The sequence below is a fragment of the Paenibacillus sp. FSL M7-0802 genome, from assembly GCF_038004945.1.
GTDB lineage: Bacteria > Bacillota > Bacilli > Paenibacillales > Paenibacillaceae > Paenibacillus > Paenibacillus polymyxa_B.
The window spans coordinates 1,444,671-1,469,759 of sequence record NZ_JBBOSD010000001.1; the positions used below are offsets into that span (position 1 = coordinate 1,444,671).

The 25,089-nt window shown below is 46.9% G+C and carries 21 protein-coding genes; 2 read left to right on the forward strand and 19 right to left on the reverse strand.

Annotation, left to right across the window (positions count from 1 at the left end; genetic code table 11):
* Nucleotides 1-19 precede the first annotated feature (19 nt).
* Nucleotides 20-3,115, reverse strand: coding sequence for a cyclic peptide export ABC transporter (locus tag MHB54_RS07005; RefSeq protein WP_264454073.1), 3,096 nt, complete (start codon nt 3,113-3,115; stop codon nt 20-22).
* A 577-nt stretch (nt 3,116-3,692) separates the two neighbouring features.
* Between MHB54_RS07005 and MHB54_RS07010 the strand changes: the two genes are divergently transcribed.
* Complete coding sequence (locus tag MHB54_RS07010) at nt 3,693-8,186, forward strand: amino acid adenylation domain-containing protein (RefSeq protein ID WP_264454074.1); 4,494 nt, start codon at nt 3,693-3,695, stop codon at nt 8,184-8,186.
* A 117-nt stretch (nt 8,187-8,303) separates the two neighbouring features.
* Here MHB54_RS07010 and MHB54_RS07015 read toward each other — a convergent pair whose 3' ends face one another.
* The 18 genes from MHB54_RS07015 to MHB54_RS07100 form a co-directional block, all read right to left on the reverse strand.
* Nucleotides 8,304-9,269 carry a glycoside hydrolase family 25 protein gene (locus tag MHB54_RS07015; RefSeq protein WP_264454075.1) on the reverse strand — a complete coding sequence of 322 codons (966 nt, stop codon included), beginning with the start codon at nt 9,267-9,269 and terminating at the stop codon, nt 8,304-8,306.
* A 158-nt stretch (nt 9,270-9,427) separates the two neighbouring features.
* Nucleotides 9,428-9,874, reverse strand: coding sequence for a phage holin family protein (locus MHB54_RS07020; protein WP_264454076.1), 447 nt, complete (start codon nt 9,872-9,874; stop codon nt 9,428-9,430).
* Nucleotides 9,875-9,961: 87 nt separating this feature from the next.
* A complete protein-coding gene (locus MHB54_RS07025) occupies nt 9,962-10,228 on the reverse strand; it encodes a hypothetical protein (RefSeq protein WP_264454077.1) in 267 nt (88 codons plus the stop codon).
* Nucleotides 10,229-10,287: 59 nt separating this feature from the next.
* A complete protein-coding gene (locus MHB54_RS07030; RefSeq protein ID WP_264454078.1) occupies nt 10,288-10,902 on the reverse strand; it encodes a hypothetical protein in 615 nt (204 codons plus the stop codon).
* A gap of 13 nt (nt 10,903-10,915) precedes the next feature.
* On the reverse strand, nt 10,916-13,453 hold the full coding sequence (locus MHB54_RS07035) for a hypothetical protein (RefSeq protein WP_023987384.1): 2,538 nt from the start codon (nt 13,451-13,453) through the stop codon (nt 10,916-10,918).
* A 1-nt stretch (nt 13,454) separates the two neighbouring features.
* A complete protein-coding gene (locus MHB54_RS07040) occupies nt 13,455-14,129 on the reverse strand; it encodes a YmfQ family protein (protein WP_034094989.1) in 675 nt (224 codons plus the stop codon).
* Nucleotides 14,122-15,273, reverse strand: coding sequence for a baseplate J/gp47 family protein (locus MHB54_RS07045; RefSeq protein WP_264454079.1), 1,152 nt, complete (start codon nt 15,271-15,273; stop codon nt 14,122-14,124). The genes MHB54_RS07040 and MHB54_RS07045 overlap by 8 nt, the downstream gene beginning before the upstream one ends.
* Nucleotides 15,273-15,743: a DUF2634 domain-containing protein gene (locus MHB54_RS07050; protein ID WP_080751605.1), complete on the reverse strand. Its 471-nt coding sequence runs from the start codon at nt 15,741-15,743 to the stop codon at nt 15,273-15,275. Before MHB54_RS07050 ends, MHB54_RS07045 begins: the two co-directional genes overlap by 1 nt.
* A complete protein-coding gene (locus MHB54_RS07055; RefSeq protein ID WP_071559063.1) occupies nt 15,730-16,137 on the reverse strand; it encodes a hypothetical protein in 408 nt (135 codons plus the stop codon). The genes MHB54_RS07050 and MHB54_RS07055 overlap by 14 nt, the downstream gene beginning before the upstream one ends.
* Nucleotides 16,130-17,107, reverse strand: coding sequence for an XkdQ/YqbQ family protein (locus MHB54_RS07060; RefSeq protein ID WP_071559064.1), 978 nt, complete (start codon nt 17,105-17,107; stop codon nt 16,130-16,132). Before MHB54_RS07060 ends, MHB54_RS07055 begins: the two co-directional genes overlap by 8 nt.
* A complete protein-coding gene (locus tag MHB54_RS07065) occupies nt 17,104-17,748 on the reverse strand; it encodes a LysM peptidoglycan-binding domain-containing protein (protein WP_071559065.1) in 645 nt (214 codons plus the stop codon). The genes MHB54_RS07060 and MHB54_RS07065 overlap by 4 nt, the downstream gene beginning before the upstream one ends.
* A 36-nt stretch (nt 17,749-17,784) precedes the next feature.
* Nucleotides 17,785-19,554, reverse strand: a complete 1,770-nt coding sequence (locus MHB54_RS07070; RefSeq protein WP_071559066.1) for a hypothetical protein — start codon at nt 19,552-19,554, stop codon at nt 17,785-17,787.
* Nucleotides 19,555-19,730: 176 nt separating this feature from the next.
* A complete protein-coding gene (locus MHB54_RS07075; RefSeq protein WP_007429164.1) occupies nt 19,731-20,165 on the reverse strand; it encodes a phage tail assembly chaperone in 435 nt (144 codons plus the stop codon).
* A gap of 76 nt (nt 20,166-20,241) precedes the next feature.
* Entirely contained in the window at nt 20,242-20,649 is a 408-nt protein-coding gene (locus MHB54_RS07080; protein WP_013309122.1) for a phage tail tube protein, read from the reverse strand.
* Between the two features lie 122 nt (nt 20,650-20,771).
* On the reverse strand, nt 20,772-22,238 hold the full coding sequence (locus MHB54_RS07085; protein ID WP_023987375.1) for a phage tail sheath family protein: 1,467 nt from the start codon (nt 22,236-22,238) through the stop codon (nt 20,772-20,774).
* 2 nt (nt 22,239-22,240) lie between these two features.
* Nucleotides 22,241-22,459 carry a hypothetical protein gene (locus MHB54_RS07090; protein ID WP_028543149.1) on the reverse strand — a complete coding sequence of 73 codons (219 nt, stop codon included), beginning with the start codon at nt 22,457-22,459 and terminating at the stop codon, nt 22,241-22,243.
* A 10-nt stretch (nt 22,460-22,469) separates the two neighbouring features.
* Nucleotides 22,470-23,330, reverse strand: coding sequence for a hypothetical protein (locus MHB54_RS07095; protein ID WP_071559067.1), 861 nt, complete (start codon nt 23,328-23,330; stop codon nt 22,470-22,472).
* A gap of 471 nt (nt 23,331-23,801) precedes the next feature.
* A complete protein-coding gene (locus MHB54_RS07100) occupies nt 23,802-24,278 on the reverse strand; it encodes an ArpU family phage packaging/lysis transcriptional regulator (RefSeq protein ID WP_013309118.1) in 477 nt (158 codons plus the stop codon).
* Between the two features lie 331 nt (nt 24,279-24,609).
* Between MHB54_RS07100 and MHB54_RS07105 the strand changes: the two genes are divergently transcribed.
* Entirely contained in the window at nt 24,610-25,083 is a 474-nt protein-coding gene (locus tag MHB54_RS07105; RefSeq protein WP_028543151.1) for a helix-turn-helix domain-containing protein, read from the forward strand.
* Nucleotides 25,084-25,089: the final 6 nt, after the last annotated feature.

The window sequence follows — 25,089 nt, forward strand, 5'->3', positions numbered from 1 at the left end:
ATAAATTTTAATGGATTGGTTATGAGCCACTGACTTCAGCACTCAACACCTCCAGCTCCTTCATCTGCCCCATTTCCATCTTCAGCAGTCGGTCTGCGGTATGGAAATAATGGTCATCATGCGTAATGGCGAAAATAATTTTACCCGCCGCCTTCATTTCAGGCAGAAGTGTATGGTAAAAGAACTTGCGGAATTCCGGATCTTGATCGGCAGCCCATTCGTCAAACAAATATACGGGTCGATCTTCCAGATAACAGATCAAAAGCGCAAGCCGCTTTCGTTGTCCACCTGATAGCTTGAGCGTACTGAAATATCCATCCTTGACCGTTACTTTTTCCTCCAGTCCCAGTCTTTTCAGATAACGCTCAATGTCGGACTGCTTTTCCTTATAATCAATGTCGTACAAGCGCTCAAACAGATGAAAATCAGAGAAGACGGTGGAAAAATACTCGCCCGACGTGCGGGCATCAATGACTTCTCCATTGATCGTGATGTATCCCGTTTGTGGAGGATAGAGGGCAGTCATTAATTTAGCAAGCGTCGTTTTACCACTGCCGTTGCCGCCTGTGATGAAAATGGTCTGTCCTTTAGCCGCTTCCAGTGTAATAGGTCCGACCAGAAAGCTGGACTCTCCAGTCACGTTGCTGTACTCGAAGCTAAGATTATGAAAACCAATTCGTTCCACAGCCACTTCTTCATCCACCAAACTCGCAGTATCATACACTTCTCCGCTGTCATCAGTCGGCATTTCCGCAATAAAGGCTTTAATTCTTCGCCAAGAGGTCCGAATCTGGAACAGCTCCGGCACAGCCTGCAACAATCCGTTGATGGGTCCGATCAAGTAGAGGAACACGACAACAAATTGAATTAATGTGTAATCCTTAATGTTCGGGAAAATCGTCGGGAACACAAAGGTAACTACACCTAAAATTAAAATCAGCAGCGTCTCGCCCAGCACCAGTGCATTGGTAAATTTAATGCGGGACACGGAGCGTTTTTGACGATACTGTTCACAGCTATCCTGAATATCGCTGCTAAACTCCGTCTTTTTGCGTCCATGCATACTAAGCTCTTTAAAGCCCTTGAGCATATGGTCGATGAACCCCAAATACACGTTTTGGGTATCCCTCGCCTCTTCCCAATAGCGGTTAGCCGTACCGCTGACGATGCTATAAAATGCGGCAATCACCGCAATGACAACAAGGGAAAGTATCGTGCCCCAAAATGAAATCGTACCGAGATAAACAAAGCAGCAGATGACTGTCAGTAGACTGGTCGCGAACCCCACCGCCACATTGGCCGAGAAGCCCACCATCTCTGTATCATTATTTAAAGTGGCTAAAATTTTGCCATTGTCCATGCGTTCTAATTTGTCATAAGAGCTGTGTAGCACACGTTGAATCAGTTCCATTCGTTTTCGATAAATCATGTTGTAGGTAATCTTCACTAATTTGGTTTCAATCAGCTTGCGACCGAAAATATAAACCGCCAGCGCTAATCCGAAATAATACAGCAGATATTTGAGCGGTATTTCGCTGCCAATTGAGAAATTGACGATAAAAATGACAAAGGCATTCGCCGCCCCGCTCAGCAAGCTCATCATTACCAGTAAAGGAAGCGAGCGTTTATTTTCGTCTGTGTTCGGAAAAATCGTACCCAACACCAGGTAGCCAAAGCTCAAAAGCAATCCCAGCCCCAAGGCTCCAATCGCAAACGGAAAGCTAAACGGAGACCAGACAATCGCGGTTGTCCATGAAACGCCCTGCATGGCAGTAGGAACCAAATAAACTCCATACAAAAACGGTGTACTGCAAAGTAAAAATAGCAGCCATGTGAGCAGCTTTTTTGGATTCAAAGGCTTCAAAACACGTTGTTTGCGGATGATATCTCGTACCACCGTCATCAACAGGACCACTACCGCCAGCACATAACATGCCAGCATGATCGTAATAACGGACCACGCATTGTCTGTTTTCTGATCTGGCTCATACGGAGACACAGGCTGACGATCTCGTAAAATGTCCATAAGACCATGCCCGGTGATATACGTTAACGTGGTACCGTTGTTTGCCATAATCCCTACAGCCAGCTGATCCTGAGGGCGAAAAACCATATAAGCAGAAAAATTCGGATTTAATCCAGCCTTGGACACCTCTCCGTTTCCACTTTGGTAGTCAGCCCAGCCCATAGCATAAGACGACATATCAAACTTGCTGGGGGTAACGGTGCGGTCAGGCGCATGAGTTTCCATAATTAATGGAGTCATGGGAGATTTCAGGCTGCCCAACTGATATTTGAGCCAAGTGGCGAGGTCATTTCCGTCCATCATGATATAACCAGCGGGACGGTTTCCTCTAAAGACAGGGGATTGATATTCACGTGCTTGAAAAAAGCCGTTCTTGTAGCCTGTTGCCATCGTGGGTGCGGCTTCTGTGGGATAAAGAGTAGTTTTATTCAGACCTAAAGGCTGAAAAATATGGGTCTTCATATAATCTTCGTAAGGTTGCCCTGTGACCTTTTGAATGACAGCCCCCACGATTGCGTAGTTAATGGTGGCATATTCAAAGCGTTCGCCAGGACGATTATGTAATTCCAGGCCATTCACATTTCGTACAACCTGTTCCAGTGAATCGGGACGGTTGGAGATCGGGATGTCGGTAATTGTGTACCATGGAATGCCACTGGAGTGATGTAACAGCTGACGCAGTGTAATCTCGACATTTTGGTGCTTATACTTGGCTTGAAACCATGGAAAAAACTTTGAAACGGGATCATCCAGCTTCAACAACCCCTGCTGCTGTAGTTGCAGCACGGCAAGTGCTGTAAATCCTTTGGAGCAAGAGGCAATTTCAAAGCTTGTCTCGGGTGTTACAGGAACCTGCTTGTCCACATTGGCGTACCCAAAACTTTTGAGATAGGCCGTTTCCTTTCCACGAACCACAATAACTGTCATTCCAGGGATATGACCTTCCTGCATCTTCTCATGAATAAATGCTTCCAAACGCTGAGTGGTGTTTTCATCCAATCCTGCTGCGGCCTCCGCACGACTGGGCGGAATACATGTAGCCACTAAAGCGAAAATCAGGATAACCGCTGCCATTTTTCTCATGATCATCTTTTTACATTCCATAATCGCTCCAGCTTTCTTTGTAATATGTAATCAAAGCTTGCTTGACCAATATATGTAAGACTATTTATCTAGTAATTACATAAAAAAACTAGGATAAATAGTATTCAACATCATGAATAAATATACACAATTTGTATATTTAATTTATGGATAATTAAATAGTTTAAGAGTAAATATATGTTAAATAGGAATGGATTTATTTAAAGGAAAATTAAGGAAGAATGCCAGGATATTGATTGCGAAATCGGAGAGTCAATTACCAGAAATACTTAATAAATTAATATTTATCAATATTATCGAAATTGTATTAACACCTTAACATTTCATCCATATCGGATGTAGTGAGCTAATTCACACTTTTTTAAAAATTCCATTGTAAACCTACGGAAACCTTTTAAAGGGAACTCGCCTTTTTAAATTGGAATAAAATTGTCGAAAATCCGTTTTATTTTTTGTTTAAAAATACATTTTTTCTGCTTGATTGTTTTTATTGGGTGGTCTAGGATCATTTTTATGTAGACTCTATGTTTTTCAATATCTGCATGTATAAGGAGGCTAATGGATGTTCTATGCATTAACGCATTCTCAAAAAAGAGTTTGGTATAACGAGAAAATATATGGTACGACAGCCATGCACAATTTGACCGGACTTGTACGCATTCAAAAGGAACTAGAGTTTGACGCGCTGGAGAAAGCGATTCAACTCTTCATTTCCAAAACGGAAGGCCTCCGCATCCAGATCGAAGAGCAAAATGGAGAACCCGTACAGTACGTAAAGCCCTATGAAAAGGAGCAGATCACATGTATTGATTTTAGTCATGAGCCTGATCCGTTACTTCATTTTGAACAATGGCTGAAGGCTGTGAGCGGACAGGTTATGCCTCTGTTGAATGCCAAACTGTATTCTTTTGTTATTTTTAAACTTGGGCCTGGTGATGTTGGTTATTTGGGTCAATTTCATCATATTATTGCAGACGGTTGGGCCTTACATATCGTGTCTGAACGAATTTCGCAGTATTATACACTACTGGTTAACCACAGCCCCCTGCCTGCTGATGAAGAATATTCCTACATACCTATCATTGATCAAGAACAAGCCTATTTAACATCTGAGCGTTTTATTAAAAATAAAATATTCTGGCATGAAAAATTTCAAACCTTACCCGACATGATACCTATCAACAAAAGCAAAGATATTTCGGCCGTTCGAACGTCCTTTGCCATCGACAGTGAAACTTCACGTATAATTCAGACCTTTATCCAAAGCTCCAAACTTTCTGTAAACGTATTATTCGTATCCGCCCTTCTGCTTTACATCTACCGGACGACTCAAGAAACCGATGTGGTGATCGGGACTCCAGTCCTAAACAGATCGGGCAAAAAACAAAAAAATACGTTTGGTATGTTCACCAGCACCATGCCGTTTCGCATCCAACTGGATGAAGCTTTAGATGCCTGCTCTTTGATGAAGCATGTGGGGGCAGAGCTGATGAATTTTTATTTTCATCAAAAATATCCATATGATCTTCTAGCTAGTGACCTGGAGCTTGCTCAAAAAGGATATAACAGTCTGTTTGGTATGTGTGTTAATTATTACAATATGAAATTTAGTCCCCAATTTGATGGGTGCCCCTATGAAGTTCAGGAGGTTTTCAGTGGTTATCAACCTTATGCGCTGCAACTGGTTATTCGTGACTGGGAGGGGAGCGGAAGAATTACGCTGGACTTTGACTATAAAGTGAATTCTTACAGTGAGACGCAGATCGCAAAAATGTTTGAGTATATCATTCATATCGTTCGCGAGATGATCGAGCAGCCACAGACCCCGATTGCGGAAATTGAAATGCTATCTCCGCAGGAACAAAATGAGCTGATCTATGGGCTGAATCAAACACGTTCTTCCTATCCCTCGTCCCTAACCATTACTCAGTTATTTGAGCAGCAAGTCGTTGAAAAAGCTACTAATATTGCCTGTTACTTTGAAGAGCACACGTTAACCTATCGTGAGTTAAATGAACAAGCTAACCAACTGGCGAGGTTTTTAAAAAGCCGTGGTATTGGGCAAGAGAGTATCGTGGGGATCATGGCTGGGCATTCATTTGAGCTTATCATTTCGGTCTTAGCTGTGTTGAAATCAGGTGGGGCCTATCTGCCTATAGATCCTCACTATCCAGCTGACCGTGTTAGCTATATGCTGGAGGATTCCGGGGCTGCTTTGCTTCTTACCGATGCACCTTTGAATGATGATATTTCATTTTCCAGAGGAGTTTATCGTATAGACGATGCATCCCTGTACCATGGAGATTGCTCGAATTTGAAGCCACAAAGCGGACCGAACCAGCTCGCTTATGTAATTTACACCTCCGGTTCCACAGGCAAACCTAAAGGAGTGGCAGTTCCGCACAAGGGACTTGTGAATTACATATGGTGGGCGAATAAAACCTACTTGTCCGCAGCTCACGAGGTCTTTGCTTGTTATTCGTCAATAGCCTTTGATCTGACTGTCACTTCCATATTCACCCCATTAATCAGCGGACATGCCATTAACCTCTACAGAGATGATGATCCCGGCGAATTTGTATTGTTCCGCATTATGAAAGACCAACGTACAACCATTGTAAAGCTAACTCCCGCACACTTGTCCCTTCTACAAGAGTCGGACATTCGTACATCGAGCGTCCGCAAATGCATTGTAGGAGGAGAAGATCTCAAAGTCAGTCTTGCTCACAACATTCATGACAAGTTTGGCGGAAGTATTGCCCTGTTCAATGAGTACGGACCTACGGAAACCGTCGTAGGCTGCATGATCCATATGTATGATGCAGACCGGGATAGCAGAAGATCCGTTCCCATCGGTGTGCCTTCCGATAACGTGGCTGTATATTTGCTGGATACGCACTTAAAGCCTGTTCCTGTGCAGGTAAAAGGAGAAATCTACATTTCCGGTCATGGAGTGGCAAGAGGATATCTGAACAGACTGGAACTCACAAAAGAAAGGTTTCTCGATAATCCTTTTGTTCCTGGCGAACGAATGTATAAAACCGGTGACATGGGGATACGGCTGGAAAATGGCCTGATCGAATACCTTGGCCGAAATGATAACCAGGTTAAAATCAGAGGCTTTCGTATCGAGCTGGGTGAGATTGAAGGAGCTTTATCCTCCTATCCTGACATCCAGCATGCTGTCGTAAACGTTGTGGAAACAGGCGATGCGAATAGATATCCCGTTTTGTGTGCCTATTATGTATCTGATCGTGCTATCTCTCCCAAGCTTCTCAAAGATTATTTACATGCTTGTCTTCCCCATTATATGGTACCAAGCCACATACTCCAGCTGGAAATCATTCCGCTTACATCCAATGGCAAGGTGGACAAGCAAAAGCTTCCTGTACCAGACGTGTCCTCTGGATTAACTGACATATATGTGGAAGCCCATAATACGGTGGAAAGCATTCTCGTGCAGGTTTGGGAAGAGCTGTTCCATACGTCTACCATAGGTATCCACGATAATTTCTTTGCACTGGGCGGAGACTCTATTAAAGCGATCCAGATGACTTCCAAATTAAATAACTATGATTTGGAAGTGGGTGTACAGGATGTTTTAGCGCATCCCAGTATAGCAGAGCTTGCTCATTACACACGCCAAAAGAGCCGACTGTACGATTCTTCAGCTCCCGTCAGCGGAGAAATTCAGCCTACACCGATCTCCTTGTGGTTTATGGAGCAGTCATTTCATAATCCTCATCACTATAATCAATCGGTCTTGCTTCTGCTGAAAAATGAAATGGATCGTTCTGCTCTAGAAAAGGCATTTCACAAAGTAATTGAACATCACGATGCTTTAAGGATGAGCATGCACCCGGATGGCAAGTTATTTTATAACCCGGAACTCACTGCAATCCCATTCAAGCTGGATTGTTATGACATGACTCCTATTTCAGCAGAGGCTCGGCAGCATGAATTCAATAAGCTGGTGCATAGCTTGCAATCCGGTTTCGATCTGTCCCACCGTCTTCCTATTCGAGCAGCTATATTCGATCACGGACAAGGAACCTGGGAATTGTTCATCACTGCGCATCATCTGGTTGTAGATGGAGTTTCCTGGAGAATTATATTGGAGGATGTATTGGAGGCTTATCATGCCTTAGAAGAAGGGAAGGAGGTACATTTTTCAAGAAAAACAGCCTCTGTTCAAACCTTTGCCAAGGAGCTTCATCATTATTCCACTACTGCGGATCTACGGGAGGAGCTTGATTTTTGGAATGAAATGGAGGGCGGCAACGACCATTTTCCAGCATTCATCACAAGCCAGCCAGATACTGCCGTAAACTATGCTTCATGTGCAGTCGTCGAAGGAGTACTTTCCCCTACCCATACGCACAAACTGCTCACCAAGGCGAATCAGGTCTATCATACTGAGCCTGTGGATTTACAGCTAGCTGCCTTGGCGTTAAGTGTAAAGGAATGGATCGGGTTGGACGATTTCACTTATGAGGTTGAGCATCACGGAAGGGGCCTGGATCACGTAGACGTATCCAGAACGGTTGGCTGGTTTACGGTGTTACATCCCTTGCGTATTCAAGTGCCAGGTACAGAAATAGGCAGTGTCATTGCATATGTCAAGGAACTGCGCCGACGCATTCCCCAACAGGGTATCGGTTATGGCATTTTAAAATACATGCTAGGAGCTATTGAAAAAAGTAAAGAGATTCGTCCCCTACGCTTCAATTATCTGGGACAGTTCGATCATGAAAGTCAGAGTTCAGACTATGTATATAAGCATACTCCAGGCCTTCAAGATGTGGACTTCGTCAATCATCTAACGGCTGGCATCGATATCAACAGCCTGATTGTTAACGACCAGTTGGTGGTCCATATGATGTACAGCACGGAAATGTTTGAAAAAGAAAGTATAACTGAATTTATGCATATGTATGTCCAAACTCTACACCGTGTGATTGATTTTACACTTAGTCAGCAGAATGTTCACTTCACTCCTTCGGACTTTGAATCTGCTCGGATTAGCCAAGAGGATATTGAATTGCTTTTCGAATAAGGGTGCAATAAGGGCAGGCGGTTGCCTTCAACCGCCTGTCTATTTAGACTTCGGGCGTAACTGCTTTACTCATTTCATATAAAAGTGGGATTGGCAGTGAATGAGTTCTTTCGAAGATCATTTGGTTGTTTTAAACACACCCAGACGGTTCAGTACGACCAGTAAGCGATAAAAATCGTAACTGCTTGGCAGTTTCGCATCCACAATCGGGCTTGCCGGATTAAATGCAACAGCGGCAGCCATCGCTTCCTTCGCCCAGGTCGGTACAGGCATAGCCTGACGCGCCTCCAGTTCAGCTACCCGCTGATCCACCTTTTTAATATAAGCGCTTTGTTCATTCAACGTCTGCTTAAGCACATCTTTGCTGTTTTCAAGGGCGGCGACCTGCTGCTGCAGGGCCTTAAATGCCGCTTTTTCCTCTGCTGTCATTGGCTCATCCCCCTTTTCTCCTACAAATGCTTGGCGTAGCTCGGCCTCTGTTCCGACGTATACATTCAGGTCAACCGGCCCTTGAATTCCATCAACCCGTCCACTATCGCTATATTGCCAAAAGTCCCAGCGCTTCCATGCCGTGGTGTCGCCGGGCACTCGTGTACTATAACGCGCAATCCACAGCTTATAACTACCCAATGGGGCTTTGAAATGGGCAGCAAAAGCATTCCCTGTATATACCATCGGCTTGCGGCCGCTTACTCGTTCAAATTCCGTTATAAATGCCAACGCAACCTCATGAATCGCGGCCGAGCTAAGCCCTCCTGGATTATTTTCGTAATCCATCACCGCTGGCAAGTCCAGCGCTTTCGCACCCCCCACCTGATCCAGCACCTCGGCGAAATGCCTGGCTTCCGCTTTTGCTGCGTTTACACTAGTTGCATCTACAAAATGGTAAGCTCCCAGGAGAATCCCGGCTGCCTTGATCCCTTTTGCATTCGTGATAAATGTCGGATCAACGTAACGCTGTCCTTGACTCGCTTTAATAAAGGCAAACGATTTACCATCGGCTCGTACACGCTTCCACTCAATCGTTCCCTGATATCGGGACACGTCAATGCCTTCGGCAGCATTAGGGCTGCGATTCTGCATAAGGCGTTCCCTCCTTATTATTCATAATGTTGTAGCTCACTCTGTCTCTGTTATCCATATGCTTGGACCATCCATACGGTCTGGGCTTTTCCACTTTTATACCGAAAAAAGGGCAAAAAGGTAGTCTGCCTATTTTGGTAGTGGCCACTAGTGGCCCTTTATGAAGCTTTATTTTCTTTGTTGGAAGGGTCGGTTGGCTTTATTTTTTCTCCACTCGACTTGGACTCAAAAATAGCTACCGCATTCCGCAAAATATCCGGCATCGGCACTCCCATTCTGCCCACATTTTCAATAATGGACAACAGCTCGTTCGCTAAATAAAAGAAAACGACGGCATCCCGGAAGTAATGTGCATCCCCGAGAATACCGTCGATTAGATGAGCTACTGTAATGAGCAAAAACACGGTAACCTTGCGAAAAATACCGTAATACCCCTGGCGGCTTTTTAGCTCTCCATTAATCCAGGCCGCTGCCCATCCGGTGAAAAAGTCGATCACGACCATCCACCACAGCAACGTCAACATTGTGGTCCACCCCCCGAAAAAATAACCGATCAAGGTCCCCGTGGAAAGCCCCAGCCAAATCTGATCGATCTTTTCATGCATGTTTGTTCCCCCTTTTGAACCAAGGTGTAAAATGAATGCCCTTGAACTGATCCAAGGGCATTTAAACAATTATTTTTGTTTTGTTCTCTATACTGTTTTTTTACGGAAAATAGAGTTATACCATTTAACCGTTTCTTCCTGTTCATTCAGAGCATCAGTTGATGATGAATCACCTACGTTGCCCGTTACCAGATCAGAACGCTTGGATAAAATAATCTTCATTACTTGTTCACGTTGTTCTTCATCTAAAGCGTAGCTTCCCAGGATGGTTGCTATATCGCCCTCTCCCCGCTCATAGCGGGTGATGCAAGCATGAGCACAAATACGCAATTGAGCCTCTGTTAAAGCGGTCATAGTTATGACTTCACCTCTTTTATATAAAAATTTTTGCTATATATAATAGTCAGTACACGTTATTTTCCTGTGCTACCAAGCATGAGCTGAGTCAGCATTACTTCGAGATCTGCAATACGCTGCTTCAATTGATCTGTCTCACTTGGCTGTTGCTCTGCTTTTTGTGTCAGTTCCTTAATCGCTTCGGCACTTAATCCTTCACTCCAGAACGTCGTTGGGTCTCTTCGTTCTGGAGCCGTGAATGTCTGAGCAAAATATACAGGTTCATCCCCGCGTTCGTTTTCCGGCTTGTTTTGCCATTCATCATGCAGCTTCTGAAATGCTGCCTGAGATTCCTTGTTCAACTGCTCATACGCGCCCTGTGCTTCTATCAGCTTTTGATTAAATTCCGCTTCATAGGTCAGCCAGGCTGGAATATCAAAACGAGGATGGTATAGACCTGGTGGTACTGGAATAATCCCTACTGTATAACCAGCAGGGATGCTTTCTGAACTTGTTCCATTTATGGTACTAGAGCTATTGTCAGTAAGCTGATGGGTGTCTAGCTGCTGGCTTATATCAGATAGCGTGGGCGAAGATGGAGTATAAAAAGGGACGACACCGGAAAAGGCATCGTCCACTAACTCGTCCTCCAGATAGAGGCCGTCTGTATTTACTTTTGCGACTGCTTTCATGTGTTATCCCTCCTTATTGTTCGGCTATAAACGAAACCCCGTCCAGCCACACAGCCGTGTATATAGTGTTCTGGATCATGACAGTTCCGTTCGTGTTTATAACTACGGTGGAATTGCTGGATTCGTTACCGCCGCCGTTTGATCTTACCCGTATCTCCGTTCTTATAGAGGGTCTATACTGCGCGGGAAGGGTAAACAATATAGTTCCAGGTGTTGTAACTCCGCCTGAAATTGAATCTCTGAAATAGACTACGTTATCGCTAAGTTTAATGAAACCGAACAATGACGAAGCCCACCCATTAATCAACGTGGGTTTGAGCCACGCAGGACTGTCTTTGTCAGCCTTCTTGTTCTCCAACACAGACACACGCGCTGTGTTCTGCTGTACGTTGTCCACCAAGTCTGACAGCAGCGTCTTTTCATTGGCTGCGTAAGAGCCTGTGAACGGCACTACTGGTGATGTTTCAAGTGTGGTGTATGTTGTGCTGTAGGATGCTGTTTGGTCGAACCTGGAATTAGCTTTATACGCCTGGACAAGTCCGTATGTGCTCTTGTCAGCATCGGCGTGAGTAATTGAGCCCCAACTATCATTCTTACCGTTTTTATAAACAGCGATAATTTTATTGGTTCTTTCACGAAGTTTGCCAAGTCCACTTAAAGCGCCGTTAATCCAGTATTGGTTACTGGAAATTGCGGGTTTAGATTCCTCCCTAACAATCATCCCCGTACCTACCTCAACTTGATTATCACCCTCGACGAAGGATAGCTGACCTTCAGATACGATAGGTTCTACTGTAGGATTAGCAAGTCGATACACAAGTTGATACGGTGTGTACCCCGCATACGACTGCTGCGGTACGGATTGCGTGAAGTTAGGAGGTCCAACACGCTGAACCCAATACTTTGTGCCCGTACCGCTCCAAGTTGCCGTTGTGGCTGCTTGTACCTGGGCTGGCGTTATGGTGTTAGCGTCATAGGCCTTATAGCCATAGAAATACGCTTTGATATCGTCTAATGTAGGTGCGTAGCTATCGGCCCAACCACTGTCTGCAACAGGTACAGAGATAGCAAAATTGGAGGCCACTCCATCTATCGCCCATCTATCAGGGTTAGTGTCTTGACCACCCCACAGCAATATTTCCCCATCAAACTTTACGGCTGCGCCCACGCCAACATATCGATAATCAACGCCAGGTATTACTGGGTAGAGGGCCTTGAAGCCTGCTCCTGATACAATGTTATTCACTGACGTAATCTTGCCACCGTCCAGTGAGACACTTTGAAACTGCTTCGTTTTGAAGTATTGACCGTCACGCTCAAACACTGTATCTGCATTGGTGCCAGAAACTGGGTCAGCGTATAGGTCTGTTTGCAGAGCCAACATGGAATCCTCTCGCGGCTCGAACGGCTTGGCTGTGCTGCCGATGTTCAACATAAATTTTATCCCTGTGAATGTTCCAGCTACGCCCGTTTTGTTAGAAAGGGATATATCCAAAGCCGTATTTCCGCCAGAATTGAAAGTCACATACCCATCCGCAATACTACCTACGACTACCTCTTTTTGGTCTACACCATATACGCCTAGCAATCCATCATGCGTAGCGGATAGAGTATACGTAGTATTAGGTAGGACTTTCACAGATGCAGCAGCCCTCCATTGTTGAGCCGCCGTTGTGGTTATGCTAAATCCATATTCGTCCAAAATCTTCACGTTAGTGTCCGCTAGGCCGTTATTATTGACCCATTCACGGACGGGGGGTAAGAGATTTTCCCCGTACCGTATCGCATATGGATTACGGACGGGCATTAAACTGTCAACATAGGGCCATTTGGCTGCTGCTTGTGCTGGCGTATAACTTGCAGCTGCTGTGTAGTCTGCCTCGCTGATCTCGTATACGCGCACACTGTCCATATTAAACGTATTGCCGCTTGCACCCGTGCCTGTGACTGTAACAATGTGAAAATAGTCCTTCGTCGTGAACCGTACAACAGACGGAGCAAAAACAGAGGCAGAAGTTACCTCGTTACCCACAGCACCAGCAATACCATTTATTGATATCGCCACCTTGCTGGTATTACCACTTTTCACGTCCGCTATTGCGATATATTTTCGTCCAGGTGTGGTCAAAAAACTTGCAGACGCAGTTGCAGACGCACTACCCAGTGTAATTTTAAATGAACTGCTGCCGTTGGTTTTGTTGTTAGAGTCTATTGCAATAGCTACATTCGAGGACCATTCGCTTACTGTCTCGCAGTTCCCCATTCGTCCCAACAAATTCACCAACATACGCCCGCTCAGGCCCGTCAACGAAAATGGCGCAGCCTTTTCCGCATGAACCATCTGCATCCCGGGTTCGAGAGTTACCGCCTTACGCTCTGTTGTATCCAGACGCTTCTTGATCTCATTTACACCATCATTCACATCACCAGCAAATTCATCAACAGCCCGCCAGTTTTGATCCAAATACTTCTCCAGATCAAAATACGTGGTTTTGGGCGATGTGCGGTCAATTTGATTTAAGCCAAGATTTGGTGTTTTTTCGCTTGCCATGTTATGCGCCACCTCCTAAATATCTATCCTGTGTTGTATGTTCATTTTCATAGAGGGTCATTGATTCAACTTCAGCGATGGTCAGGTAGCGTAATTTGTACTCCACCGCCATGTGAGCGGGCTTGATCTCCTCAATGGCTGCTTTAAGATCCTCTACGTTGGGCGGAATCCCGATGGTATCGATAAATTTGACGGTGAATCCCCATTCGGCGGGATGAAAAGTGACATCTACCGTGCCTCCGTCATACGCTTCAGCTACATTTTTGACAAGCCTGCCAGAAAAAGTTCCTGCCCCTCGCAGCTTCGATTCCACCACCGCACGCCGTTGGTCCAATGGCTTCGTCGGATCGGTTTCGATACCCAGCTCCATTTCCCAGCGTTCCAACCCCCATGTGGCGGTACGTACGAAAAACTGTCCCACCGTTGCATCCATTGCAAGATACAAGGCATCCAATTCGCTTCCTTTAGCATCCATATCGGAACGCATCACACGTGAGGTTTCATAATAGGCAGGCAAATAGGAAAGCAGCTCGCGTCCCCGCTCGCTGCTCATTTGGCCCACTGTATCTCCCGCTATAGTTACCCGATTAACAAAATTGTCAATACGGTTTGCACGTTTTTCCTGCTCTGGATTGTTCAATAAATCTTCAAAACTGTTCGTTCCATTGTTACTCACTAACGCTCACCGTCCCCAGCACTGCCACCTGACCTGATCCAATCTCAATATTCTGATTGCTCTGTCCATTGATTTTCAGTTCAGAAAAATCAATAATGATCGGAATGTCCAGCAGCACAGCAGAAATCCGGGTATATCGTACCAACGGGTCTTCCTTGTAAAAAGCAAGCTGCTTCAAATACGTCCGCACACCGCTTTCGATCAGCTTTTTGATTTCATCCAGTGTGGACGGCTTCTCTTTGGTACGCTGTACCTTGACTGAGATGTTAATCTCCACTTCTGCCGCTGGCATGATCGTCACCACAGGGCCCGCTGGTGCCAGCCCTTCGCCTTGTCCATCCTGAGTCGGATCAATATACTTCTGCACCGCAGCCACGATATCCGGACTGGCCGCGCGTTTATCCGTGTCCAGCACATATAATCCTACTGTTCCCGGCCCTTTCCAGAGAGGAACTACTTCCACGCCACCCACTCCAGCAATCTCATTCGCCCACTGGGTATACTGCGCCTTGTTGCCACTGGTGCCCTGGTTCCGCACCTTGGCATAAAAACGCTCCAGCAACAGCTGGTCATTCTCAACGTCTGTGCCGCTTTTTGTTTCCACCGTATTGATCACAGAGGCGACCCCGCTAACCGGGGTTGCCATCACTTGGATGACACCCGCAGGCACATTACCGCTGCGCCCGGGATTCACCGCCCGAATAGCCGCTTCCCCGGCACCTTGTTCATCCAGCGTGACCGATGCCGTGGTCGCATACTCAATGGAGGCTTCCCCGGATACATCATCTGCCGGGGTCGCCACCAACGTTCCCGCCGGGACGGTCGTTCCCGCTGTGCCCGTGAACGTGACCATACCTGAGGCAGCAACTGCTTCTCGCCGTGTCACTCCATGCTCTGCTGTCCGCAAATCCAGCTCCGGCGAGCGAAAATCCGGGTTGTCGCTGGCTGCGGTGCTGGCAAAGCCACGTCGCAGTAGCTCCTGCGCCCAGATTGCCGCTTCGGATAGCATAAACGCTACCGGCGCCTGTGCATCCCAAATAAAAGAGCCCTCGGACTTATCCATGTCCGAAGGCACTTTTTCCAGCATCCGATTTAAAATTCCCTCTTCCGTCTGGTCTACCAAATATTCCGGCAAGTCTGCCATTAGATCACCACACTTTCCACAATTTCTGTTTCATCTCGCACGTTCGTAATCTGGCATCTAAAATGGCACGCCTCACCTTCCCAGCGAAAAGTGAACTGATCCACACTAGCCGTACGTGCATCTGCTAGTAATGCCTCCGTGACCATGCGTTTAATTTCGCTTTCTTGCACACCGTGCCCATAGCTGCTGCCAATTAGCTCATCCAGCTCACTCCCATAGTCAGGTGAATAGATCACATGCCGGTAGCGAGGAGTGCGAATCGCTTTTTCACACCACTGTACCCAGGCTTCTTTCTCACCTGTAGTCACGATTTTACGGCTAGGGCTCATAACAAACTCACCAGCTTCAAAATCAAACCGCCAGCTTCGACCAAATACTGCACGGTTATCCTCCAGTACATCCGGGTCGGTCATATCCGTGTCTGTCCAGATCATATCATCCGTTTCGGGAAACAAATTAGCCACGTCCATTCACCACCTTGCATACGACTACCACATCATTGCCGCTATTCACCCGAACCGCCAGTACACGATCTCCAGGCTTGAGTCCTTCGTTCAAACTGAGATTCACATCCTCCAGCTCGTCTTCCCCGATATAAAAGGAAGTTTTCAGCTCTTTGCCTTCCCAATTTTCCGATTCCACTGCGGTTGAGGTACCTTTGTACATATGGCGTGGTACAGATAGCAGTCCCGGCAGCTCCGCGATCAGATAATCCTGAAGCTCATGTTTAAAATCGTCCAGCTTGAGCCCCGTGGAGGTAATCGTGCCTAATACCGCGCCCACTCCACTCAGCGCTTGCTTGGTATGCTTATGAAATGAAGATTGCAGCGCGGTCGCCAAATGCCCGTAGGGGTCCTTATTCAAGGTAAAACCTCCTTTTTACATCGTCATACGTTCCGAGCTCCAGCGACATACTGCCGGGGTTACCTAATTCCCTGCTCACCGAAATGACCAATAACTTTATGGAGCCTAACATTACCGCGTCTCCTGCTCGAATCGTGTTCATATCCGGTGCATTTACCGATATCGTTTGTTGTATGCCTCTCAGCTTACTTTTGGCCAACTCACGTGCTGCTGCACCAGACTTGACTTCGTCATCCTGCACGATCACCTGAAGTGTCCCATATTTGGCAATGTCCTTTTCCTCAAGCGCCATCACCTTGGACGGTACCTCATTGCCTGATTCACTGGCAGCCGTAGCCAGTACCTTCACTCTCGTGGCCGCACCTTCCAGCGTACGGGATTGAGTTGTATCCGTGACTCTCTCCAGAGCATACACATCTTTGTTCGTTCCCAGCTCGTACAGCTCCAAGCCGGAAGAAATCATCCGTGGATGATACAGCTTCCCCCCCGCCTTTGCCGTTTCGCGCAGATCTCCCAGCATCATAGAATAGATGGACTGTGTGCGGTATACGGCGCGTCCCAGCGTTTTTTTCGTATCTGGCAATGAAGCGATTTTCAGCTTCCAGTCCCTCGCATACTTCTGAAAACGCTGAGTAGCCGTCTGCTTGGCAGGAAGTAAATATTCATCCTCTGACTTGTCCAAATACACCGTACGGTCATATAACGTCAGCGCCATACGTTTGAGCCCGTTGTTAGAGGTTTCTACTTCCCAGATCACCGCTGGAGACAACAAGGGAACATAATCCTTTTTACCATAAGGAATCCCACTAACCCGAATGGACATCCCAGGGGAAATGGCGGGCATATCCGGCGTAACGACCAGATTGACCGTGCCCTGATAGGCGATTTGCTCCAGCGAATCCCTCAAATTAATGTTCTCCACAAGCGGCGACAAATCATATTTATCCTGTAACATGACTTTATAGCTCATGACAGCACCAGCTTTTGTCCCGGTTTAATCGCATTCGGATTTTGTCCAATGACCTTTTTATTAAGCTGATAAATACGACTCCATTGCGAACTGTCCCCCAACTCCAGCTTGGCAATTTTGGACAAGGAATCCCCGGACTTAACCGTATATGTTTTTTTCTTTTCTTTCATATCTGTGCGGGGCTTTTTGTTGACCACAGCCGCCTTACTTCCTGTGCCACCAGCTTTTTTGGCAACTTTCATATCACTCCAGGTCCGCAGTGACAGATCAAAATTCACATCCCCATACTCGCCGCCGCGAAAGATCGAATTATGAGATGCCACAATTACTGGCACATTCACGGCTGTCTCCGTAATAATAAAACGTAGCGGGTTCTTGGATAACAAAAAGCCATTCAACGTGTTCATGGCCTCCTGCGGATCAGGGATATCTTTGTATGTGCAATACGCTGGATTGTATTCTTTCGGAAAAAAAGAAGAGAAGGAGATTTCCTTCACCTTCTCCCCTTGCGGGAAGTCAAACTCCCCATAGGATAAAATCGTCGTTGTATCAAATCCCTTTTGCCGTGAAATCGTCACTTCCTCAGGATTTACTGGAAACTGAAACTTTTTTCCTTTACCATCCGTCAAACTAAATTCCATCTCTTTCCTCCTTCCCCATTGCTACCATCTACTGCACTACATAGCTCCAGCGCTCGCTGGCTTGGTGTTCTGCGTTGCACGCAAAATTTCAGCTTTGAGACGGTAGCCAATTTGCGTAATAAGCCCATCCACATCCAGCTTGTTCTCATGTACAGTGACCTGTACAGCCCCCGCAGGAAGATTGAATTGGTTGGTGGTTTCCGTTTTAAAATCCTTCAAAAAGCCAGACAGGGTTCCCATCTGTTCAGGACTGATCTGTACTACTTGAGGTGTCGGATTACCATTACCTTTGCCTTTAGCTTTGGCTCCATTGTTCGCATGAGCTGCAGTATTCAGTAGTGGGTTTGGATTGACTCCCTGGTTAGCTATAGCCATCGGTCCATAAGGATTAGGGACGCCTTTTGCACCTGGTTGCGGAGGTACGTTTGCAACTGCACTAGCACTATAATTTATAGCCATAGGCGTTAAGGGCTCAAATGACTTACCTAAATTCGAATGAGGTGGGATTGCTGGTTTAGAGGTTGCTGGTTTAGGAGCTTCAGGTGGCTTAGCTGGCTCTTTCTTAGGTTCATCTTTTTTACCAAAAGAAAAGAAATCAGAAAAGCCTTTACCAAAATCTCCAGCCTTATCAGAAAGCCAGCCTGTAACCTGGGAAGCTTTTTCTCCAAGGAATTTACCAGCGGACTTCGCTTTGTCCATCATGGCTGGACCATAATCTGAGACTAATCCACCAATTTTACCTCCAATCCAATCACCTGCCATACTGCCTAATGTAGAGCCAATAACAGTACCTGCTCCTGGAATCACTGAACCTACAATACCTCCGACGGCTCCCAATACTCCCCCTCCTATAGCAGAGCCTACAGCTTGTGAGCGTTCTTTACCAGGAGCGGACTGAGCGATATTCATAATATCCATCCCATAACTTAAAGGTCCCAACAGTTTTTTCGCTCCACCTTTTAAAAGGTTCTTAAATAAGCCTGATCCGGCTTCCTCAGCTGCACCAGCAGTGCTTGGGTTTATAATGCTAGAAGCCGCGCTAGAAACTGCATCTATAGCAGCACTGCCACCGCTTTTAATATTCCCAATTATTCCACCGCCGCCTTTAAAAAAATCCATTCCGCCTTCCAGCATATCTCCAGTACCGCCGAAGCTTTCAAAAAGTTCACCAGTAACCTTGCCTAATTCTGCTCTGTTCTCCCATATTTTTTTCGCACCATTAGCTATTTTTTGTCTTCTTGTAGTTCCTCCTGCTGATTTGACCTTACCCCATTCCGTTTTAAATGCTGCTCCTTTAGTTTTTAATTCGGAAAATCCTTTCATGCCTTCGCCAAACTTTTTGACACCCCCGAGGGTATCTTTAAGATTTTCCAAAAAACCCTTAGGCTCTTCTTCTTTCGTCTCACCACCGATCTTCAGAGAGCCTAACTTAGTACTTAAATCCGCAATAGCGGCCGTATTGGCCTCTACAGCAGTAGTATTTGCTTTTAAAACCGTACTCAGATTGTTATCAGACTTAACCGGATCTGCTTTAGCAGTGCCGCTATTCACCTTCACATTTACATTCCCCGAGGCGTTAATAATCTGGGATTTGACCCGGTTAATCTTGTTCAACAGATTATCCAATCCTTTAGAGGCCATATCGTTCAGTACAATTTCCGGGGCCATGCGGGTACGTCCAATTTTCAACACACGTCCTTGAATCCGCTCAAAATAGCGTTCCATTGCGCGCAATTCTCTGTTCGCCTTAATGACGTTTTTAGGATCAATCACAAGGTTCATGCGGTAATTTAATGCTTCTGCCATCTATCATGTTCACCTCCTTGTTTATGCTTTTGAAGCTGCTATGCTATCCATTTCCTGTTCGGCAAACGCCAGCAGCAGCATGCGCTCACCGCGGGGAAGCCGCCAAAAGTCTCCGGGGCGGAGGTGGTGCCGGACCCACAAGTGGTACAGCATCGTCGTCATTCCCCCGGAGCTGATTAGTTTTTTAGGTCAGCAATCTCAACGCCAAAGCCGGACAATTCCAGCACCTTATCTCCTACTGCATCCAGCTCACCAGCCAGCAGCATACGGCGGACAGACTGTTCGCCACCGGACAGCTTCAAGCGGCTTGTAATCCGGGGATCGCCCCAACCGTTAAGGGACAGGCCCTTCACTTCCAACTTTCCAGTAGCTTCCGAAATCAACAAGGCGTTGAACGTTTCAGTATCTACCTTCTCATCCACTGCACCTTTAACAGTCCGTCGAATCGTGCAGCGTTCACGAATGCTGTCCACCTTACTGGAGGTCAGGCCGTGCAGCACAATTTTCATGTCGAGGCGCTTGATGCGGACCGTTTCCTCAGGTAGTTTTTCAGCAGCTTCAAACAGGCTGTCCAAAATTTGTTCTTCTGTCATATTCTCATTCAAGCTCATAAGTCATTCTCCCTTATTGTTCATTTGTATTTGGGGAACGGAACGCTTGACAGCATCCCATCCCCCGTCTTCCAATTTAGTTTGCTACAATCGGATCAAGCAGCTCATAACCTTCAAAGGTGAAGGTCGTTTCTTCCTGTACTTCTTCTCCTGCTGTCCAGTTGGCCAGTTGGATTTTGTCAGCAGTGCAACGAATGAGACGAATACTTTCATGTCCGAAGGCTTCTGGATCATCCAATTTAGTAATAATCTCAAAACGGTTAAAACCGCGACGAATCATATCGGATGTGACCTTGTAGCCACTCATTGTTCCCGTTCCCTTTTTGATACCGCGCTTGTGCACCTTCCACTCATTGCCCACGAGATTCAGCTCGCGTTTTTCCATTTCCACGCTGGCTTCCAGCTTGTTGATATTCGTCTGCCACACCCCGTCCACATGCGCCTGACCATACGTACCTAAAATGACTCTTGAAGCATCCAACATTTCTTTTTCCTCCTCAAAATGATTCATAATATAGTTCGGGATTTCACAAAATCCTCGTTGTTAACAAGCTACACCATTTCTGCTGATTGCCTGCGAAATGCTTGTACACGTAAAATGCTTATTTATTGCACGTAAAATGTGCCGAACAGTTGCTCCATCACGTCGGTAAGCTTCACGTTCCATTGCAGGAACACTTGATCCGGCTCCGGTTTGATGACTGGCGCATCGCCGTAGTAAGCCGGGTCGAGAATGACATCGTAGCCATCTGCTTCGATGACGTTGCTCAGCGACAGCTGTGCCAGGTATTCTTTGATCGCACCGATAAGCGCCAGACGACCTTCCACCGTGTTGTTGATTTTGCCAATGTAAGTCTCTTCGGCTGCACGCTGCAAGTCAGCATTAATAGCATCCATGACACGGATGGAACGAATTTTCTTCCATGCATTGTTTTGTCCAGCAGCCGGGTTCACCAAGCTGTTGATGCCACGCAGCGCTTTGACCTGACGACCATCGAAGAACAACAGGAAGACACCATTACGGACTGCCTGCTCCTGCTCGGAACGTGTCCAGCGACGGGTCACATCCTCAAAAGGCGTAACCGCATACGTTGCCGATTGATTCAGACGTTGACCTGCAATCAGCCCGGCTACATAAGCAGCCGTTTGGGCGGAACTGTAGTCCGTACCTGCCAGACGTACGCCTGTACCGACGTTCACGATACCTTCATGGTTCAGCGCCAGGGAACGTGCAGAGGCCAAGCTGACGGCTGTTTTGGACACATCATCTGCCGCAGAACCGCCGAATACAGCGATTACGCCTTTACCTTCGTTGCGGACACGCTTGATCCAGGCAGCAAAGCTTTGCAGCAATGCCAGATCAGCTGCATAATCCAGGGCCAACACATTAAACTCCTGTCCTTCAAGTGCCTCCTGCATCGCGATGTAATCGGCATTAACCAGCTTGCTATTGCCGCTGTTGCCGCCAGTGAGGTGTACGCCGCTGACATCCACCGGAATGCCGCCGTCGCCAACAACCTCGGCCTTCACCCATACGTTTTCGCTGTTCTCGTTCATGGCCTTGGCAATAGAGGCTGCTGTACCGTCACTGCCTTTGTACGTGCCGAGTAGCTTGGTTCCTTCATAGAGGCGCACCTCACGAGCTTGCTCATCGCCCAAAGTTGGCTGTACAGTTACAGCGAAACCATTACCACGGCTACCTGTGTACAAAGCCTTCAGACGCAGCACATCCGCCGGGGTCGCACCGCCGCTTTTCAGCGTCACAGATGCTTCAGCAGCTGTATCATCTGCCAAACGGTAGGCTAGAAGCTTTTTCGGACCGCCCAGCAAAGCCAGATACAGCGTCGAATACGCGGTCGCACCGTCCAGACTGTCACCGGAAAAGATTTGGCTGATTGCCGTTTCACTGCCGATCTCTACAAACTCACGTACAGGGCCCCAATTCGCCTTAACGGGTACAACGACCGTACCACGTGACCCACCTTGAATTGCTGAAGCTGCTGCTGCCTGAAAATTCATATACAAACCCGGCAATACCGGTTTATTCGTGTTTTCCCATGTTCCGCCTGCCATAATTAGTCCACCTTCGCTTTCATAAATTGTTCGATTTTAGTGTGTGCTTCTGCTACCGTAAACAGCTTGTCCTGTGTGCCAAAAAAGGCGCCTGCCAGCACTTCTTCTTTCACGGAAAACAATTGTTCTGCGTGCTCCTTTAGCTCCTCCAGCGTATAGCGAGGGCCGCTTGCTTCCTGCCCGGAATGTACCGGGGCCTTCTCATGATTTTCCAAGGTCACTCGGACCACCTCATTTCAAAATAGGATGAATTTCCACTCTGCGAATCAACGCTGCTTCCTCAGCTGGGCGCATACGCCGCTGTACCAGCATCAGCCGAAGCTGACCATTTAAAATGGCATCCGCCTGCAAATCGGCTGAAGCTTCAGCTGTAGACATATAACGGCCTTTGTCCTGATCCAGAGGAAGCTGGATTTGAGCGGCAAAGCCCTCGATCAGTGCGGAAGCTGCGCGGTTTTCTTCAGTGGTGTCTGGGGCAGTAATATGCCCGATGAACCGTTTGCGCAGCTCATACATGGAGGCTCCCGCCATCCTAGTTTCGCAGCCGCTCATCCGCCATAGTACCGCGTGCCGGCCCGGCTGTGCTGGCCATGCGTCGGCGTATACCGACCACGTTTCGCCCAGTTGCTTCCGCGTCCAGCGGACCAGCGCGGCCAGCCACTCTTCCGGCTGTGTAGCACCGTTTGCTGGAACGGCCGAACCACCTTCCGTCTCAGGCACATACACGCCAAAACGCAGCGTTCTATAGGCCTTGCCCGTAACAGTGTCCAGCTTTTCTGCATCCCGCACACCCAAATAGTGCGCGGTAAAAGCCGATGTGTCCTCACCCGCACCTGTCACTGGTTCCCGGTGCAGCCCGGCAATCAGGGCATTCGCCCATACATCAGCCTGCGCCAGCCCGGCTTGTCCTGCGTACAGCTTGATGCGAACAACCTGCCGATAGCCGGCCCAGGAAGACTTCCAGATTTCCTCGCCCAGCGCCATAACAGCATACGGCTCCTCTGCCGTCTGCGACGGTGGCTGAACATCGTATACACGCCCTTGTAGCGCTGGAATAATTTCAATGAGCTTTTGCTTAAAGGCTTGTCTCATCCTGCGGCATGCCACCTTTGCGTCCCCTGCATTCGCATGTTGTGGCTATTCAGCCAGGCTTTTTTCCACTTTCGTGTTCTCATCCGGCGCAGCCTCGTACTCATGCATTGCAGCATCCCTTGCTTAGGCAACACGACTCCTCCTTTCTGTACAACGAATTCCCGGGAACCGACAGAGACGATCACCGCATGAAAAAACCGGCCCTAATGGCCGGCTAACGTTTGACTGTGTGTGTCTTCGGTATGTCCTCTTGTCTTGATTCCCGATGATATAATCTTACACCCTAATAACGAATGCGTTGCCGGGGAAATGGACGATAAAAGCAGAGACTAGGGATGATGTTGGGAGGTTTTTAGAGAACATATGTTCCTATTATAAAAAAAAGGCCTTGATCCCTGTTATTACAGGAAATCAAGGCCTTTTAGGAAACCATTTTAAAATAGAAATGAGAACAAGTGGATAATTATTACATTAACCCAGTTTTCGATCCGCGCCCTTCTGCAAGCCTGCCAAATTTAAAACGCCTTGGTCCGCCAGTGCAAGCGCCATTTTGTAAAAAGCACGCGTACGAAGCTTCGTGTACGTATCCTTGCTGACCGGAGGGTCCAGTACGTAATTGTAAACCTTGTAATCAAACACATCGTCATCCTTTAAATAACGTTCACGGATGAGCAGCTGTTCGCGTTCATTCAAGCGACTCACTACGGCATCCACCATTTCGCAGTAGGCCAAGCGGGCGGCAGGAGCATCTACATTATATACGGCTGTCCGGGCCGTTGGATCGCTTGTCACATTCGTTGGGCCGTTCGGGCGATCCGTATAGCCAGCCGTAATAAAGCTCTCCCGATCCATAAAAGTAATCGTTTTATAAATTCGGTATTTCTCAAACACACCCTCCAATGCATTCTGCGTTTTGCGACGGTCCAATTCGGGTAAGTTATTTCTCATGTAAAGCAACACTCCTTATCTTATGCCTTTTGACAATGATGTATTTTTAAATGAGGATTTTGCACTTCGAAGCGATTGGAATCGAATTTTGCAAAATCCTGAAATAGAAAAACGTTCGTGTTTACATTGTGTTCCCCTTTTGTTCGTATTTTGAGTATAACATAACATTATTTAGGATAGGTATCCATCGTCAAAAAAAGCAGTATAGCTCTAAAAACAGGATATTCGCTTTATTTTCCTATGCCTTTTGGCATATTACGTGCTTTTACTATTTACCTAATGGTATAATAAAACTAATATCTATGATTCTCTTGCAGAAAGGAGCCCCATCGTGGAACAGCCAGCATTCGGAACTTACTTAAAACAGCAGCGTGAACACAAACAATGGAGCATCAACCAGTTGGCAGATGCTGCAGGTATAAGCAATTCACAAATTTCCCGCATTGAAAATGGACTGCGCGGAATCCCCAAACCCTCCACTCTCCGCAAAATAGCGGACGCGCTTAGCGTATCCTATACCGAAATGATGAAGGCCGCCGGATATTGGGGAGATGATGATTCAATGGAGCAAAATCCACATGAACTTTATCGTTCTACTGTGCCGGAATGGGCAACCTCCAAAGACCGCCGGGATTTTAAAAAAATGCTGGAGGAAGACGACGAATTAATGTTCGATGGCATTCCGCTGGATGAAAAAGACCGTCAACGGATCAAGGACGTGCTGACAGGTCTGTTCTGGGAAGCCAAGCAGATGAACAAACATAAAAAGCCCAAAGAGCCCCAAGCGGGCAAAGATCAGGGATAGTAGGTG